A 17,998-nucleotide genomic window follows, 5' to 3' on the forward strand; every position below is an offset into this window, starting at 1 on the left:
CATGACCGCCCCGATTACCGTCCTTCGCGATACCCATCCCCTGCCCGTGCTCGATGCCTGCAAATGGGAAAAGCTCGAAGGCGACCCGCACACCGTCAACCTCAACGCCTACACCAGCGAAGATGGCAGCAAGATCATGGGCACCTGGATCTGCACGCCGGGCAAATGGCGCGTGGATTATGTGAAGTGGGAGTACTGCCATTTCCAGGAAGGCTACTGCGTGATCACCCCGGACGGCATGGCGCCAATCCACCTGCGTGCGGGTGACATCTTCGTCGTCGAGCCCGGTATGAAGGGGACGTGGGAAGTGGTGGAGACGGTGCGCAAGTATTTCGTGTTTGCCTGATATCGGATCCTGCAAAAAAATCCTGTAGGAGCTGGCTTGCCAGCGAAGAACCTGTTGGCGCCGCGTGTATTCAGGATACCGCGCGTCATCGTTGACGTTCTTCGCGAGCAAGCTCGCTCCTACAAAAGCTTTTACTTCGGCTTGCGATAGCTGTTAACGATCGCCGAGAAATCCTGCCCACCCTCGCCACGCAAGCTCATCGCCTGGTACAGCTGCTGAGCCACCGCGCCGAGTACCACCGGCTGATGCGCCTGACGTGCCGCTTCAGTCGCCAGCCCAAGATCCTTGAGCATCAGCTCGGCACCGAAACCGCCGGTGTAGCCGCGCGAGGCCGGTGCGGTTTCGATCACGCCGGGCCACGGGTTGTAGGTGTCCGAACTCCAGCAACGCCCGGTGGAGCTGTTGATGATCCCGGCCAATACGCCGGTGTCGATCCCCAGCGCATCGCCCAGGGCCATGGCTTCGCTGACGCCGACCATGGAGATCCCCAGCAGCAGGTTGTTGCAGATCTTGGCGATCTGTCCGGTGCCGACGGCGCCGCAATGCACGATGTTACGACCCATCTGCGCCAGCACCGGCTGCAAGGTAGCGAACAGCTCTGGGGTGGCGCCGACCATGAAGGTCAGGGTCCCGGCAGCGGCGCCACCGGTCCCACCGGATACCGGCGCATCGGCCAGGCTCACGCCTTTTGCCGCGGCCGCAGCGGCTACATCCCGCGCCGTCTGCGGATCGATGGTGCTGCAATCGACTGCCGGCACACCCTCGCCGATTCCCGCCAGCACACCGTTCTCACCCAGCCAGACGCTGCGCACGTGCGCAGCGGCCGGTAGCATGGTGATCACCAGTTCGGCACCCTGCGCAGCTTCCTTGGCCGAGCCGCTGATGTGCCCGCCCAATTGCTCGAGCTCCGCCAGCACCGCCTTGTTCAGGTCGACCAGGTTCAGCGCGTGGCCGACCTTGATCAGGTTGCGCGCCATCGGCGCGCCCATGTTGCCCAGACCAATAAACGCGATCTTCATCTCGGCTTCCTTAACGCAGGTTAATGGTGGTGTTCACACCGTCGTTGACGCTGTTGTCGTCAAACCAGCGGGCGGTGACGGTCTTGGTCTGAGTGTAGAACTGCACCACTTGCTTGCCATACGGGCCGAGGTCGCCGAGCTTGGAACCCCGGGAACCGGTGAAGCTGAAGAACGGCACTGGCACCGGAATCGGGATGTTGATACCCACCTGGCCCACATCGATTTCGCTCTGGAATTTACGCGCCGCCGCCCCACTCTGGGTGAACAGGCCGGTGCCGTTGCCGAACGGGTTGGCGTTGACCAGGGCAATCGCCTGATCGAGGGTGTCGACTTCCAGCACCACCAGCACCGGGCCGAAGATTTCCTGGGTGTAGATCTGCATGTCAGTGGTGACCCCGGAGAACAGGGTCGGGCCGACAAAGTTGCCTTGCTCGTAGCCCGGCACGCTGATGTCGCGACCGTCGAGTTCGAGCGTGGCGCCTTCCTTGATGCCGCTTTCGATCAGCTCGAGAATCCGCGCCTTGGCGCGCTTGGAAATCACCGGGCCGACATCGGTCCCCGGCTCGCTGCCGGCATTGACCTTGAGTTTCTGCGCCAGCGCCTTGAGGTCCGGCAGCCACTGCTTGGCCGCGCCCACCAGCACCACCACCGAGGTCGCCATGCAGCGCTGGCCGGCTGCACCGAAACCGGCACCGACCAGGGCATTCAGCGCTTGCTCGCGGTTGGCATCGGGCAGCAGCACCGCGTGGTTCTTCGCGCCCATCATCGACTGCACGCGCTTGCCGTGTTTGCCGGCGAGGTCGTAGACGTGGGTGCCGACCGCCGTCGAACCGACGAACGACACCGCCTTGATGTCCTTGTGGGTGCACAGCGCATCCACCACATCCTTGCCGCCGTGCACCACGTTGAGCACACCGGCCGGCACCCCGGCTTCAATCGCCAGCTCCACCAGCAGCAAGGTCGACAGCGGATCCTGCTCGGACGGCTTGAGCACGAAGGTGTTGCCGCAGGCGATGGCCATCGGGAACATCCACAGCGGAATCATCGCCGGGAAGTTGAACGGGGTGATGCCGGCGCAGACGCCGATCGGCTGGCGCAGGGTGTAGGTGTCGACGCCGCCGGCGACGTTCTCGGCGAATTCGCCCATCTGCAGGGTACCGATGGAGCAGGCGTGCTCGACCACTTCCAGGCCGCGGAAAATGTCGCCTTCAGCGTCGGCAATGGTCTTGCCCTGCTCGGCACTGAGGACCACGGCGATGCGCTTGGAGTGTTCGCGAATCAGCGCCTGGAGCTTGAGCATGATGCGCATCCGCGCGCCAATCGGGGTCAGTTTCCAGGTCTGGAAGGCACGCTGGGCAGCGTCGATGGCGGCGTTGACTTCATCGGCAGTGGCGAACGGCACCTTGGCCAGCACTTGCTGGGTCGCCGGATTGACGATGTCGTGCCACTCGCTGGTCTGGGACTCGACCCACTGACCGTCGATCAGCAATTTGGCCGTTTGCACGGTGGTTTCGTTGGGCGTGAGCGATGCGTTCATGTGGGTCTCCGGTACTTATAGTTATGCTGGGAGCCAAGGCGCAGAGGTCGCCTTGAGATGAGGCGTGTGCCGCAGGTTGGTGAGCGGACTGTTTTTGGAGTATAGATGTGCAAACTTCTAATAAGAACGCACATAAAAGCCGGTCCAACATGCAAAAAAACATCACATCCCTGGGCTCCCTGAATTGGGACGACCTGAAGTTTTTCCTCGAAGTGGCCCGCACCCGCAAGGCCAGCACCGCGGCCAAGCGCCTGGCGGTGGACTACACCACGGTGTCGCGACGCATCAGTTCGCTGGAAGGCGCGTTGGGCACCTTGCTGTTCGAGAAATCACGGACCAACGGCTTCGTGCTGACCGCCGAGGGCCAGCGCCTGCTGGGTTATGCCGAGTCAATCGAAAGCACCCTGCACATGGCCTGCGAGCAGGTGTCGGGGTCCGGCGTGGCCTTATCCGGGCACGTACGCATGGGTTGCACCGAAGGCTTTGGCAGCTTCTTCATCACCCCGCAACTGAGCCACTTCGTCGACGCCTACCCGGCGATCTCGGTGGACATCCTGCCGCTGCCGCACTTCATCAGCCTGTCCAAGCGCGAAGCCGACATCGTCATCGCCCTCGAACGCCCGGAGCACGGCCCGTACGTGTGCTGCAAACTCTGCGACTACCGCCTGCAGCTGTACGCGACCCAGGACTACCTCGACCAACACCCACCCATCCGCCGCCCGGCCGACCTGGCCCGGCATCAATTCATCAGCTACGTCGACGACCTGGCCTTCAGTTCGGAGCTGCTGTACCTGGCCAACGTCCTGCCCGGCGCCAGCGCCAACCTGCGCAGCACCAGCGTCATCGCCCAGTTCGTCGCCGCCCAGCAAGGCCGCTCGCTGGCGATCCTGCCGTGCTTCCTCGCGGCCCAGGATCCGCGCCTGCTGCCAGTGTTGCCGGAAGAAATCAACATCACCCGGCAGTTCTGGATGTACTGCCGCGAAGACCTGCGCAAGCTCAAGCGCATCACCCTCCTCTGGGACTACATCCGCAGCGTCACCGAGCAGAATCAGGCGCTGTTGATGGGACAGACGCGGGAGATGCACTTTGCCGACACCTAGCTCATGCCAGAGCCCATGGGCAGGAAATCGCAGACGGCGTCGAGGCCATGGGCGCAATGGCTTATGCTTGCCCCCAGCGACGTCGAGTATCCCGTGGCGGGTCGCCCCCTGATTGCGAGTTTTTATGCACCCGGAACATTTTGATTTATCCAGCCCTGTGTTCCTGCCTATCACAGCTGAACGCTGTGAGAGCCTGTTGCTGGCCGATGGCGCAACGACCCTGGCCAGTCTGTCGGATCCCGAGCTGGCGGCGATGCTGGTCATTCAGAATCTGGCCCAGGCGCCCGAAAAAGACCTCAACGCGGCTGCCGCCGAGCGGGTCCTGGCCAGGCTCCTGGGGTGGGCGGTCGACTCCCGGCAGTCAACGGCAACGGGTTTGTTGTCAGAGGCGCAACGGCTGTTTGATCCGCGCAAGCTGTACTTCGGCCTGGAAGCGCTCAAGCCTTTGCACCTGCGCCTGTTGCTTGCCGAGGAAGTCCAGGCGCGCGCTTACCTGCTGGCCGATGGCAAGTGGGATTTCGATTTCAAGATCCGCCAGCACAGCAGCAACAATCCCTTTATCCGCCAGATGGTCACCCCCGTTCATCGCGAACGGTGGCTGAGTGATGCGCAAGACAAGCTGGTCAGGACCTTCCGCGCCAACCTCGACGAAGACCTGCACGTCCAGGGTTACGCCGGGATTGGCAAAAGCCACCTGATCGGCACCTTGATGGAATGCCTGCGGCCCGCAGGGACCTTGGTGCTGGCGCGCACCCCGGAAAAGCTGGCCGAGCTTCGGCAGCGTATGGGGACGGCGGGCAACAGGAAAAAAGGCACGACCTTCGGTGACTTTGCGCGAGTGCTGTTGCACGGTCCGCGACCGCAGCCTGTGCGTCCGCCAGGCAAGGGGCCTGGCAAACCCGCACTGGCACAGCAGTTGAATATCCTCGGTTTCCGTGACCACGACGGGCAGGCGACACTGGAGGTGTGCCTCAAGGTGCTCAAGCACTACTGTCAGTCCAGAGACAGCAGCTTCTCGAACAAACACCTGCCGCATTTCAAGGTGGCCCTGTCCAGCCTGGAGGCCAAGGTCCTCCTTGAATACACCAGCCGTCTCTGGACTTACCTCGAGGCGAATCCGGCCTGGGCCGGGCAGACCGGGTTCGAAGCGCTATGGCTGATCAAGCGGGCGAGCCTGGCGGGTTGCCGGGTGCCTGATCGTTTTACCCATGTGCTGATTGACGAAAGCCAGGACATTCCCGCCTCACTGCTGCAGATCATCGAGCGCGGGCGTCAGGTGCTGATTACCCTCGGTGATGAGTATCAGCAGGCGCGTGGCGAAATGGCCAGGCGATCGCGCGAAGTGCGGCAAAGCACGATCAGCTATTGCGTGCGCTCAGGTCGCAATATCGAGCGCCTGGTCAACCCGCTGATCGGCCTGCACTCGCAGAAAATCAAGGTCCCGTTCGAGGGCTCTTCACAGGCTGACGTCAGCATCGAGCATTATCCGGCAGGCTTCGTGCCCCCCGAGGGCTGCGTGGTGCTGGCCGCGTCGCGCTGGGACATGATGAAGTGGATGATCGAGTTGCAGGATGCCAGCTGTGCGTTCTGTTTCCCGGACAAAACCGCGCAGCAGGACCTCGAGCTGTTCATGACCACCGCCGTCATGTTGTTCAACCCGCGCTACTACAGTGTCGAAAGCAGCACGCTGGGGTCACATGGGGATTTCAGCGAACTGAGCGACTGGCAGCAGGTGCGTGAGGCCCATCAATTCGACGAGGCGTTCCTGTGGGTCGAGGCGGTGCTGGAAAAAGGCTTCAAGATGGCCGACGTGACGCGCTTGAATCGCGTCGTGGGCAGCCCCGGCAAGAGCTGCATGCTGATGCTGGCCGAGGACGCTGGCGGCATGGAGTTCGACCGCGTGCTACTGACCCCCGAACTGCTCAGCAACGGTAAATTCAAGGACGCCTACGCGTTCGACGAGCGTCTGTGCCTGGTGTACATCGCGATCTCTCGCGCCAGGCAACAGCTCTACCTTCCTTTTGACCTGATCGAGTGGGTCGAGTATCACGACTACCAGAAATACCGCGAGTCCCACGGCTACTGATTGAGCTCAGGCCCGGCCGCGTTGCTGCCCCTCAGTCGTTGCTGACGACGATCGCCACCCGGCGGTTTTCGTAGCGGCCGGTGGCGGTCTTGTTGGTGGCGACCGGTACGCTGCTGCCGAATCCGCGCAGCTGGATGTTTTCTTCGCGCATGCCGACCTGCTGCAGGACAGTGCTCACGCTCTTGGCACGGCGCACCGAAAGCTGCTGGTTGTAGGCTTCCTTGCCCGAGGCATCGGTGTGGCCGTCGATCCGCACCCGATCGATGCCGACACCCAGCAGGGCCTTGCCGATGCGCTGGACGATGGCACTGCTCTGCGCATTGAGGCTGTCGTCGTCACTGCCGAACAGCACCTTGCCCGACAAGCCGAACTCCCAGCCTCCGTCGGTCAGCTCGAAGCCCTGCTGTTTGAGCACCGCGATCTGCGCGGGGCTGAGGCCTTTTTGCGGGGCGGTCTGACAGCCGCCCAGGGCGAGCATGGCCATGAACAGGGAGAACATGAAAAAGCGCAGGGAACGCTGGGAAACTGGGGACACGGGGGGTTAGCTCCTGTTTTTCAAAGGGGCGGCAAGGTGCTCCGACGTTGCCGTGTATTGCCCGCCTCGAGAGAGGCGTTTGGCCTGGTACATGGCCGCGTCCGCGGCATGCAACAGGTCGCCGGGTGTGGCGCCGTGATCCGGAAAGATCGCGATCCCCACACTCAGCGAGGTCTGCACCGTCTGGCCGTCGGCCAATTGCACCGGTGCCTGCATGCTGCTGATGATCTTGTCGGCGATGCGTTCGGCATCTTCGCGCTTGTGCAGCGGCGTCAGCAGCACGGCGAACTCATCGCCACCCAGGCGCGCCACCAGGTCTTCCTCGCGCAACTGCGCGCGCACCCGAGTCGCCACCGCCATCAGCACCGCGTCACCGGCGGCGTGACCATGCTGGTCGTTGATCGCCTTGAAGCGGTCGCTGTCGAGAAACAACACCGCCACTCGCTCGTCATACTTTTTCGCCGTGCGCAGGGTGCGCATCAGGCGGCCTTCAAAAAATGCCCGGTTGGGCAGGCCGGTCAGGCTGTCGTGGCTGGCCTGGTGGGCGAGGGATTCGTTTTCACTTTGCAGGTGGGTCTGCCACGACTCGAGTTCATCGAGCAGGGCATTGAAGTCATTGCCCAGGTTATCCAGTTCGGCGATCCGTGCCGGTGGCACGCGCTGATCGAAAGCCCGTTCGCTGCGCACCGCATGCGCCACCTGCGCCAACCGGCGCAGCGAGCCGGTGATGCCTTTGAGTTGATGACGCGCCAGGTACAGCGCGACCCAGGCACTGATGGCGGCGCAGGCGATGATCCCGGCAAGTCCGCTGAGCAGAAAGCGCAGCAGACTCGCACCGTGGCCGACCACCAGGATGCTGCCGACTTCACGCCCCTCGTGGACGATGGGCAGGCGCATGGGTTTTTCCAGCACCGCCCGCGCCAACTGCATCTCCAGTTGCGACACCCAGCCGGTTTCCGGACGCTGCCAGCGCGCCAGCAACTGCCCTCGCCTGTCGAATACCTGAGCGTCCGCCACTTCCTCATTCGAGGCGATCAACGCCAGTGCTTCAGTCGCCGCCACGTTGTCGTTGAACACCACCGCCGCTTCCACGGTGTAGTTGATCGAGCGGGCGATCAGTTCCAGGTTGTGATCGGCGTAGGCGCGCAAGGCCAGGACCCCGAGCAGGGTCAGGGACAGGCTGGTCATGGTCACACCCACCAGGGCAATCATCAGGTTGCCGCGGCCAATCACCGAACGCAGCGTCGCTCGGCCATCCTTGTTGAATAGCTTCATGGCGCCGCCGTTTTGCGACGCGAGAGTTGCAGGACGCTCGGGTGGATGCGCACGCCACTGCGTGCCACCGAGTCGAGATTGACGTCGAACGCCACATGGGCGTCGCTGACTCGCAGGCAGAACAGGCTGCCGACCGTACAGTCATCGTCCGCCTCACTGATGCTCAGCACCGGATGCCCGCTCAGCGAGGAGAACAATGTCTCGCGTTCCTGCGGGGAAAGTTTGCCGATATAGACCGCCTCGCAGTCGCTGGCAATCGCCGGATGGCTGGTGAGAAAACGTCGTACCACCACCGGACGCCCGGTGGCCTGGGTCGTGCCCTTGACCAGGTCGTCGGTGTATTCGGTGGGGCCGATCACGCACAGGCGCAGTTGCGCAGGCTCAACCGGCCAGCGGGCGTAGCTGAGAATGCCGAGCACCACCTGGGTGACCGCCACGGCACGTTGCTCGGCCACGCTCACTGGAGCGGGCGACTCGGCGCAGGCGGCAACGCTGGATAAACAGAGAATGGCTGCCAGCAGCCATCGCCTACAGCTGACCATGCACTCTGTCATCAAGACAGTCAGCTTCATGCAGGCATTCTCGTTGATCGTTGCGAAATGATGCCGCAACGATAGCACAGCGCCGAAACAGCGGCGAGGCTGCGCCGCTTGCTCCGCGGGCTAGTGCAGTTCCAACATCAACCCGCTCAAGCGCTTGACCTTGCGTCTGACCGCCTCCTCGAACACCCCGCCACGGGGCTCGATCAGGCTGAACCAATCCTTGGCCCGGGTGATGCCGGTGTAGATCAATTCCTTGGTCAGCACCGGGTTCAGCGCATCCGGAAGGATCAGCGCGGTGTGGGCAAATTCCGAGCCCTGGGATTTGTGCACGGTCATGGCGTACACGGTTTCCACATCGTTGAGCCGGCTCGGCAGCACGAAACGCACGCCGCCCTGGCCATCGTTGCGGGCGAAGGCCACCCGCAGCACCTGGCGCCCCGCCGGTTCAGCGTCGCGCTCGGGCAATTTCAGGGCGATGCCGATGTCGCCGTTCATCAGCCCCAGGCCGTAGTCGTTGCGGGTCATCAGCACCGGACGGCCTTCGTACCATTGCTGGTCGCTGTCGATCAGCCGGGCCTTGAGCAGCGCTGCGGTAATCCGCTGGTTGAGCCCTTCGACGCCCCAGGGCCCCTTGCGCACTGCGCACAACAACTGGAACGCGTCGAAGGCCTGCAGCACATCCCGCGCCCAGTTGACCCAGCACGGGTCGTCAGCCGCGGCCTGGGCCGAAGGCCGTTGGCTGCGCAGGCGACTGAGGTAATGCCGGTAGCCTTGCGGCCCCTCGCCATGGCCGTCCAGCAGCAGGCGCTCCAGCGCCCGATCCTGTTCGCCCTTGAGCGCGAGGGAAAACAGATCGGCGCGGCTGCGCGCGGCGAGCAACTTGCGTGCCTCATCGGCCTGCTGCTGGTTGACCCAACGCGCCAGCTGGCCGATGCCGCTACCTTCGCCAAACCGCCGCGAGTGACGCAGCATCACCACTTGCTGGGCCAGCGGGTGAGTGCCGTCCTGGTCCTCGTGCAGGCCACTGTCGGCCAATGACTCGTGGCTGACCGCCTCCAGCCAGGCGCGGGTCTGCGGGTTGTACCAGCCGGCTTCGGCATCGCGACACAGATCACCGAGCACCGCACCGGCTTCCACCGAGGCCAACTGATCCTTGTCGCCCAACAGCACCAGCCGCGCATGGGGCGGCAAGGCGTCCAGCAGGTTGGCCATCATTTCCAGGTCGATCATTGACGCTTCGTCGACCACCAGCACATCCAGCGGCAGGCGATTGCCGGCGTGGTGACGGAAATGCCGGGTACCGGGACGGCTGCCCAACAGACGGTGGACGGTGGTCACGTCGCTGGGGATCTTGTCCTTGACTGCAGCGGCGACTTGCAAGGTGCGCACTTGCTGACTGATGGATTCGGTGAGGCGTGCGGCGGCCTTGCCCGTCGGTGCGGCGAGGCGAATGCGCAGCGGCGTGCCGGCTTCCACCGCAGGGCCCTGGAGCAGCGCCAGCAACCGCACCACGGTGGTGGTCTTGCCGGTGCCGGGGCCGCCAGTGATGATGCTGAACGCACCACGGGTGGCCAGGGCGCAGGCGAGTTTTTGCCAGTCGATCGGTGCACCGGCACGCGCCGCGCCGAACAGTCCGGCAAGGCGCTCGGACAGGTCAGGCGGTGTCGGCTCAGCGGCTGATAGACGCTGACGCAAGGCATCATCGATGCGCCGTTCGTAGGTCCAGTAGCGCCGCAAGTACAGGCGCTTGCCGGACAGTATCAGCGGCCGTTGCGCGGCTTCGGCGCTGGCATCGGCGGCCAATGCCACCAACGGACTGCTCGCCAGGACCTTGCACCAGTGCGCGCCTTCCAGCGCCTCGAGCAATTGCGAGGGCAGTAACTGGGCGCCGCTCTGTGCGTCGCCTTCCGGCGGCAGGGACAGGGCGAAATCCGGTTCCTTGAGGGTTTCGAACAGGTCGAGGCAGACGTGACCGTGACCCAACTGGTGGCTGGTCAACGCTGCCGCCACCAGCACCAGCGGATCGCCGTCGGGGGCGCGCTCGTGGAGGAAACCGACGAAGGCCTTGTCCAGCGCCCGCAGCCAGCCGCGCTCGACCCAGCGTTCCAGCAGCCGCAACAAATCCCGGGCGCTGCTCAGCGGTGCCAGTTGCGCCAGGCTGTCGTCGGTCAAAGGCGTCGGTAACAGGTCAGCAAAGGAGCGTTTCATAGCAGTTCACCCTGCACCCAGGCGGCTTCGGCCCTGGGCTCTGGTTGGCCCTGGAACATCCGGTCCAGGCGTTCGATCAGTTCCCGTGGCGGACGGGCAAACCAGGCGCCCTGACCCGGCGCGCGCGTGCCACGCAGGAACAGGTACAGGGCGCCGCCGACGTGGCGGTCGTAGTCGTAGTCGGCCAGCCGCGCCTTGAGCTGACGGTGCAAGGCCAGCAGGTACAACACGTACTGCAGGTCGTAGCGATGGTCGAGGATCGACTGCTCCATGGCCTGCTCGCTGTAGGCCGAGTCATCGGCGCCCAGCCAGTTGGATTTGTAGTCGGCCACGTAGTAGCGCCCGGCATGCTCGAAGGTCAGGTCGATAAAGCCCTTGAACATGCCATTGAGCAGCACCGACTCGGCCCCCGCCCGGGCGACGCCGGCGTGGGTGTACTGGCGTACCAGTGCATCGAGCTTGAGCACATCGACCTTGTGGCTGGCGAACCAGAACTCCATCTCGACCCGGTACTCGCGCAACTGCCCCAGCACCACCGGCGGTTGCTCGCGGCCCACCGGCAGCGGCAGCTGGACCAGGTGCTGCAGCCAGTCGCTGAGGGTGGTGATCCAACCCTGCCAACCGCGACGGTTGCAGCGCCGGGCAATGGCATCCTCGATCAACTTCGGCTCGGCACTGAAGCGTTCCTCGCCCGCCCATTCCAGCAGACCGTGAAGAAAGGTCCCGGGGTTGGGGCCGCGAGGAAAACGATGAATATCGCCACCGCTGGCGAGCATTTCACGGGGCGCATCGGGGTCAAGTCGTTCGTCATCGAAGAGTTTCTGCGCCTGCGGGCTTTCCGGTGCTTCGTCGCTGCCCGGGGCCAGGCTGTCGCTGATGCGCAGCGCGCTGTAGGAGGCGATCCACCAGTTTTCCGCAGCACGCCGTGTTGGCAGCAAAGGCGCCAGCAACTGCGCGGTGTTGCGCGGCGGCTGGTAGCGCTCGTCCGTGGCAATCGGCAGCGGCCCCTGGTGCACGGCGGCGCAGCCTTGCTGCAGGTCCAGCAGCCAGCGTTGCAACTGCGCCGACTCAGCCAACACCTGACCGCCGCCGAGCACATAGCCCAACGCCGACAGGTGCAGCACCGAGCTGTTGCTGTTGCCACGCTTGAGGTCGGCGACGCCCAGCCAGCAGGCATGCTGGGCACGGGTCAAGGCCACGTAGAGCAGGCGCAGGTCTTCGGCCAGCCGCTCATGATCGGCCAGGGCAATCAGCTCGGGCGTCGGGTTCAGGCTGACCTGGGCCTTGCCCTGTTCATCGTGGTAATGCAGCGGCAGGCGGCTGCCATCCACCGGCTTGGCCGAACAGATGAACGGCAGGAACACCAGCGGGTATTCGAGGCCCTTGGACTTGTGGATGGTCACCACCTTGACCAGTTGCTCGTCGCTTTCCAGACGCAGGATCTGCTCTTCACCGGCCTGCCCCGACAACGCCAGGTGCTCGGACAAATGACGGATCAGCGCCTGTTCGCCATCCAGTTCGGCGGCGGCCTGTTGCAGCAGTTCCGAGAGGTGCAGCAGGTTGGTCAGCACCCGTTCGCCATCGCTGCGCGCGATCAACGCCTGGGGCAAGCGGAAGTCGTGCAGCAGGCGGCGCAACATCGGCAGCACGCCCTGGCTGCGCCACAGGCTGCGATATTCACGGAACTGCATGACCCGGGATTCCCAGGCCAGTTCGTCCTGATTCAAGCGCTCCAGTTCAACCAGCGACAGGTTCAAGGTGTTGCTCGCCAACGCTGCGCGCAACGGCCGCTCGACGTCGGGTTCCGCGCACGCCTTGAGCCAGCTCAGCAGGTCATGGGCCTCCTGGGCGGCGAACACCGAGTCCTTGTCCGACAGATAGACACTGCGCACCCCGCGCGCCGACAACTCGCTGCGTACCGCCTGGGCTTCCTTGCCGTCGCGCACCAGGATCGCAATGTCCGCCGGCAGCAGGCCCTTGAGTGGTTGCGCGTCACGGACAAAACCGGCCCGGCCCTGTTGGCCGGCGTTGAGCAAGGCGGTGATTTCACTGGCGCAGGCGGCGGCCAGTTGTTGCCGATAGACTGCGCCGGAGAGCGCTTGCTCACTCGCCAGGTGCCAGATGTTCAGCGCCGGTGTGACCGCGCCATTGATCTGCAGGACTTCCTTGCGCCCCTGGGATTGCACCGGGGCAAAGGGCACCGGGTTGTCGCCGTCCGGCTCGCGGAACAGGAATGCACCACGCCCCTGCTCGCGCACTTCGGCGCTAAGGAACACGTGGTTCACCGCCTCGACCATGCCGTGGCTGGAACGGAAGTTGGTGCCCAGGGTGTGCAACCGGCCACTGGTGGCCTGGCGGGCGCGCAGGTAGGTGTAGATATCGGCACCACGGAACGCGTAGATCGCCTGCTTCGGATCGCCGATCAGGAACAGCCCGCATTCGGGGTTGTTGTCCTCGATGCGGTAGATGCTCTCGAAGATCCGGTACTGCACCGGGTCGGTGTCCTGGAACTCGTCGATCAGCGCCACCGGGAACTGCTCGCGGATCAGGCTCGCCAGGCGTTCCCCGCCCTCGGCCTGCAACGCCGCACGCAGGCGCAGCAGCATGTCATCGAAGCCCATTTCCGCACGCCGGCGTTTCTCTTCCTCGAAGCGCGCGCCGATCCACTGCGCGGCATGCTTGAGCACCGCCGCATCCGGGGTCGGCAATGCGTCGAGCCGGGCCTTGAGTCCGGCCATCGCTTCCAGGCTCGGATGGTCCGGGGCCTGGCCTTTCCAGGCCTCGGCCATGCCGTCTGGGGTCAGGCGGGTGAAGCCGGTGCCGATGTCCAATTCCTCGAGGCTTTCATCCGCGGCCCAGGCACTGATTTTCTCGAACCAGGGCTCGCAGTAGCGCGCTTGCATCTTGCGCCCGTCGACCGCCTTGTCGGCGATGCCTTGCAGGCAGATCGCACGCAGCTCCTGAGCCCAGTCGGTCCAGGGCGCTTTCAAGGAGACCAGGGCCTCGCGGCGCTGCTGCAGGCACTCGTCGATCAACTCGGCCGGCTCACGTCCTGCAACGCTGTCGCGCTCGCTGTCGAACAAACCGCGCACCCGTCCCAACAAGGCGGCCGGGCCACCCCAATGATTGCGCACCCAGTTCAGCGCATCGCCCTGCATCGGGTAGCAATACAGGCGCCAATAGTCGCGCACCACTTCGCCGAGCAAATCGCTGTGATCGGTCTCCAGCGATTGGGTAAACAGACTGCCGCTGTCGAATGCGTGCTCGCGCAGCATGCGCTGGCACCAACTGTGAATCGTCGAAACAGCGGCTTCGTCCATCCACTGTGCAGCGATGTCCAGGCGGTTGGCGCAGCCAGGCCAGTGCTGCGCTTGGTACTCGTCGCGCAGCTCGGCAATCAGGCTATCGGGGGCTGGCGTCTCGTCGCGGAAATAGCGTGCCGCTTCCGCCAATCGGGTGCGGATGCGCTCGCGCAGCTCCTTGGTTGCAGCATCAGTGAAGGTCACCACGAGGATCTGCGGCGGCAGCAATTCACGCCCGAAGCCACTGCTCGCGTCGCCATGGCCCAACACCAGGCGAAGGTACAGCGCGGAAATGGTGAAGGTCTTGCCGGTGCCGGCACTGGCTTCGATCAGTTGGCTGCCACGCAGCGGAAACGCCAGGGCCAGGGGTAGCGTCGCGGTCATCAGTGCGATTCCTCGCCGGTCAATGAGCGCCAGGGCGCTGCGTGCAAAGGACGGTACAGGGCATCGCACCAGAGGGTAAACGTCTCATCGGCGATCAGCGCGTTGTAGTCGCTGAACTGGCGGGCCAACGCCGGGCTTTCGCGGCGCTCGCCTTCGCTGTTCTGGCCATCGCCGTCGTAGGCCTTGCGCGCGGCAGCATCGGCCTTGTTCGGATCGCTCTGACCGAGCCAGACGAAGGCGGTCTTCACCGCGATCGGCAGGGGCTGGCGCATGCCGGCCTGCCAGGCTTGCATCAGGTCGCCAAGAATCTGAGTGGCGGTGCTTTCGTCCAGCGGGTCGAGCAACAGGGTGTCGTCACTGGCCACCAACCCGGTGGTCAATGACAGGCCGCTGGCACAGGCCACCAGATGGTTCACCCACGGACGGATCAGGCGATGCCACTTGCGGCTCTTGATCGAGCCGATGCTGTTGGGAATGGTGGTGACCGACAGCAGTCCGCCGTCGCTGCGCTGATGCAGGCCACCGATCCAGCCTTCCAGGCTCACGCCGTGCAGTTGCAGGGAGACGGGCAATGCGCTGGTCTGCGGCGTCGGCCACAACACCAGCAACTGCTGATAACGCTGCAGGAGGTCCGGCAGCGGCTCGATCAATTCGCGTTGCAGGCACTCCCCGAAACCGGCCATGGGCAGCAAACCGCTGTCCTGCAGGCGCCGCGCTTGCGCCTGCAATACCGGCTCGGCCTGGTCGAGATCGCTGAGGGCGGCCGCCAGTAGGTTGTCGCTCAGGCTATAGCGCTGCAGCGCATCGAGGACGAAGGGTTCCTCGTCAGCCAGCGGCGCCTGCGCGGCTTCGAAAAACACCTTGAGCCGTTGGCTGAAAAAGTGCCGGACCGGGTGGCGCAGGAAATCCTGCAGTTGCCCCAGGCTCAGGGGTTCTTCCTGAACGTAGGGATCGAGCAGGGTCGAGGGTGCTGGGTGTTCCTGTTGCTCATGCAGCAACTGCCACTCGCGGGCATAGCTGAACAGCGGGTCGCCTTCATGAAAATAGCGCGCGCTGAAGGGTTGCAGCGGGTGCTCCTGGGTCATCGCCTCGAGCAGCCCTTCTGTCTCGCCTGCCAGCTTCCAACCGTTGGCCAGGTGGTCACGCAGTTGCCCGATCAGCACCGAGGCCGGACGCTCACTGTTGTCGCGAATGCTGCGGCCGACCCAACTGATGTAGAGCTGGTCGCGCGCCGAGAGCAGGGCTTCGAGGAGCAGGTAGCGGTCATCTTCGCGACGCGAACGATCACCGGGGCGGTAGTCGCTGCCCATCAGGTCGAAGTCCAGCGGCGGTTGTGCACGGGGGTAGTCACCGTCGTTCATGCCCAGTAGACACACCAGCTTGAACGGGATCGCGCGCATCGGCATCAAGGTGCAGAAGTTCACCGCACCGGCGAGGAAGCGCTGGGACAGCCGGCCCTGGTCGAGCCCGGCCAGCCAGGCTTCACGGACCACGGTCAGCGGCAGTGCGTCATGCAGCCCGACCGCCTCGCAGGTCTCCAGCCAGGTTTCCCTTAATAGCTCGAGCTGTGCGAGGACGTAGTCGTCGTGTTCGTTGCTTGCGAGGAAAAATACCTGCATCAGTGCTTGCAGGCGCAGACCCCATTGTTCGGGCGAAGCCGCTTGAGTGAGTTCATCGTGGGCAATCTGCAAGGCATCGAGCAGCGCCACCAGAGGGCCGATCAACGCTGCATCAAGGCCGCCGATTTCATCGTAGGGCTCGATGCCGTCACAGGCCTGTCCGCTGCCGACCGCATAGCCAAGCAGCATGCGCCGCAAGCCGAAACGCCAGCTGTTCTGCTCCAGCGCCTGCGGTAGACCAAGGCCGGCGCGCTGCTCGGCATCCATGCCCCAGCGAATGCCGGCGCCTTCGATCCAGCGATGCAGGGTCGGCAGGTCGCGTTCTTCGATGCCGAAACGCGCACGCAGCGCTGGCACGTCCAGCAGGTCGAGAATTTCGCTGACCGGAAAACGGCTGTCCGGCAGCTTGAGCAAATGCTCGACGGCAATCAGCAGCGGATCTCGACCGCGCTGACCCTGGTCGGTCAGGGTAAAGGGGATGAAGCGCGGGTCGTCACGGGTCAGTTGCCCGAACACCGCGCGAATGTGCGGCGCATAGCTGTCGACGTCCGGGACCATGACGATGACGTCTCGCGGACGCAGCTCCGGGTTGGCACTGAAGCGTGCGAGCAACTGGTCATGGAGGATTTCCACTTCGCGCTGGGCGCTGTGGGCAATGTGAAAACGGATCGACTGGTCGTTGGCGAGATCGACCGCTGGCCAGGTCTCGCGGGTTTCGTTCAGCGGCCGTAGTTCGAGAATGTCGTCCTGCAATTGGTTGAGCATCGAACCTGGCTGGCTGTCGCTGAACAGGTCGATGCGACCATCGCGAAACGCCGAGCGGTAGCTGTTGGGATCGTCATAGCTATCGAGCAGGTTGATGTAGTCGCGACCCTGCTTGCCCCACGCGGCCAAGAGTGGGTGGGCGTGTTGGTGCAGGGTGTCGGCGTCGAGTACCACCGGCATTCCGGTTTTGCGTGCCTGACGCTTGTATTGGTGCCTTAAAAGGTCTTTATCGGCGACGATGTCCGCCCAATGGTGACGGCAGGGGTTGTGCACGCAGAGCAGCACCTGACTGAAACGTGCCAGTCCGGCGAGCGCTTCCAGGGCCTGGGCCGGCAGCGAGGAAATCCCGAAAACGATCACTCGGGATGGCAAGCCTGCGGGCGCTACATCGAGACGAGTGATGGTTTCCATGAAGCGCTGATGCACGCCGGCGCGACTTTGCGCCATGCCTTGTTCGCCGACATCCAGCAGCAGTGCGCGCCACAGTTCGGCTTGCCAGCAGTTGGCCGGGGTCAGGGCGTTGCTTTCGCCCCGTGCGTTGCGCAGCTGATGGCGTCCCGCTGCCCAGTCTTCCAGCCAGTCGGCGCGGTACACCTGGTATTGGTCAAACAGGTCGGCCAGTCGCTCGGCCAATTGATAGCGCTTGCGCAGGTCACTGTCGTGGGTCAGGAAGCGCTGCAGGGGTTCGAAGTGCGGCTGGTCGATCAACTCCGGCAACAGGCGCATCAGGCGCCAGGTCAACGGTGCTTTGTCGAGCAGGGACTTGGCGGGAATTTCATCGTGACCCAGCACCTGTCGATACAGTTGCCACATAAAACTGCCGGGTAACTGCACGTCAATGGCCGCCGCGATACCGCAGCCGCCCATGTCGTCGGCTTCGGGGTCTTCGGCCAAGGCCAGTTTCAGCCACTGGGCGATGCCGTTGCTCTGCACCAGGGCAATTTCATTTTCCAGGGGCGCCAGCGGGTAGCGCCGCATCCAACTGACCACCAGGCTGCGCAGTTCGTCCAGGCGATTGCCGTGAACCACCATGAAACCAGTACTGAGTCGCGAGGCGTCCGCCATGAATGCTTCCTTGATGAAATGCCAAAGACAGGGCCGAACCTTAGCATTATCAGGTGGTTGTGGCTGCGCAGGAAGTCGGCAACTTTCCCGCGCGCAAAAACAAAACCCCTACCTGCAGTCGCAGATAGGGGTTTCGGAATTTAATCTTGACGATGACCTACTCTCACATGGGGAAACCCCACACTACCATCGGCGATGCATCGTTTCACTGCTGA

12 protein-coding genes are annotated in these 17,998 nt (G+C 64.0%); 4 read left to right on the forward strand and 8 right to left on the reverse strand.

The annotated features are described in order from the left end of the window. Position 1 precedes the first annotated feature (1 nt). Positions 2–346 (forward strand): cupin domain-containing protein, encoded by a 345-nt coding sequence (locus ACZYR5_RS28435; protein ID WP_003177747.1) that lies wholly within the window; start codon positions 2–4, stop codon positions 344–346. 131 nt (positions 347–477) lie between these two features. On the opposite strand, the gene mmsB is transcribed toward ACZYR5_RS28435, so the two are convergent. Together mmsB and ACZYR5_RS28445 are read right to left on the reverse strand one after the other, a co-directional pair. After that, a complete protein-coding gene (mmsB, locus tag ACZYR5_RS28440; RefSeq protein ID WP_489092519.1) occupies positions 478–1,365 on the reverse strand; it encodes a 3-hydroxyisobutyrate dehydrogenase in 888 nt (295 codons plus the stop codon). Between the two features lie 10 nt (positions 1,366–1,375). Further along, on the reverse strand, positions 1,376–2,902 hold the full coding sequence (locus ACZYR5_RS28445; RefSeq protein ID WP_489092520.1) for a CoA-acylating methylmalonate-semialdehyde dehydrogenase: 1,527 nt from the start codon (positions 2,900–2,902) through the stop codon (positions 1,376–1,378). A 149-nt stretch (positions 2,903–3,051) separates the two neighbouring features. Here ACZYR5_RS28445 and ACZYR5_RS28450 point away from each other — a divergent pair, with 149 nt between their 5' ends. Both ACZYR5_RS28450 and ACZYR5_RS28455 read left to right on the forward strand, forming a co-directional pair. Then, positions 3,052–4,002, forward strand: coding sequence for a LysR family transcriptional regulator (locus ACZYR5_RS28450; protein ID WP_489092521.1), 951 nt, complete (start codon positions 3,052–3,054; stop codon positions 4,000–4,002). 124 nt (positions 4,003–4,126) lie between these two features. After that, positions 4,127–6,088: a P-loop NTPase family protein gene (locus tag ACZYR5_RS28455; RefSeq protein WP_489092522.1), complete on the forward strand. Its 1,962-nt coding sequence runs from the start codon at positions 4,127–4,129 to the stop codon at positions 6,086–6,088. Positions 6,089–6,119: 31 nt separating this feature from the next. Here ACZYR5_RS28455 and yfiB read toward each other — a convergent pair whose 3' ends face one another. The 6 genes from yfiB to recC all read right to left on the reverse strand — a co-directional run bounded on the left by yfiB (position 6,120) and on the right by recC (position 17,783). Then, the gene (gene yfiB, locus ACZYR5_RS28460) at positions 6,120–6,623 is read right to left on the reverse strand and encodes an outer membrane lipoprotein YfiB (RefSeq protein ID WP_489092523.1); all 504 of its coding nucleotides are present in this window, start codon (positions 6,621–6,623) and stop codon (positions 6,120–6,122) included. A gap of 6 nt (positions 6,624–6,629) precedes the next feature. Then, a complete protein-coding gene (gene dgcN / locus ACZYR5_RS28465) occupies positions 6,630–7,898 on the reverse strand; it encodes a diguanylate cyclase DgcN/YfiN (protein ID WP_489092524.1) in 1,269 nt (422 codons plus the stop codon). Continuing rightward, positions 7,895–8,470 carry a regulatory sequestration protein YfiR gene (yfiR, locus tag ACZYR5_RS28470; RefSeq protein ID WP_489092525.1) on the reverse strand — a complete coding sequence of 192 codons (576 nt, stop codon included), beginning with the start codon at positions 8,468–8,470 and terminating at the stop codon, positions 7,895–7,897. The genes dgcN and yfiR overlap by 4 nt, the downstream gene beginning before the upstream one ends. 90 nt (positions 8,471–8,560) lie before the next feature. Beyond that, a complete protein-coding gene (recD, locus tag ACZYR5_RS28475; RefSeq protein WP_489092526.1) occupies positions 8,561–10,648 on the reverse strand; it encodes an exodeoxyribonuclease V subunit alpha in 2,088 nt (695 codons plus the stop codon). After that, positions 10,645–14,334 carry an exodeoxyribonuclease V subunit beta gene (recB, locus tag ACZYR5_RS28480; RefSeq protein ID WP_489092527.1) on the reverse strand — a complete coding sequence of 1,230 codons (3,690 nt, stop codon included), beginning with the start codon at positions 14,332–14,334 and terminating at the stop codon, positions 10,645–10,647. The genes recD and recB overlap by 4 nt, the downstream gene beginning before the upstream one ends. After that, entirely contained in the window at positions 14,334–17,783 is a 3,450-nt protein-coding gene (gene recC / locus ACZYR5_RS28485; RefSeq protein ID WP_489092528.1) for an exodeoxyribonuclease V subunit gamma, read from the reverse strand. The genes recB and recC overlap by 1 nt, the downstream gene beginning before the upstream one ends. On the opposite strand from recC, the gene ACZYR5_RS28490 reads away from it, so the two are divergent. Continuing rightward, a partial coding sequence (locus ACZYR5_RS28490) for a hypothetical protein (protein ID WP_489092529.1) occupies positions 17,782–17,998 on the forward strand: 217 nt, incomplete at its 3' end. The genes recC and ACZYR5_RS28490 overlap by 2 nt on opposite strands.

This window comes from Pseudomonas sp. F007 (genome assembly GCF_057814275.1).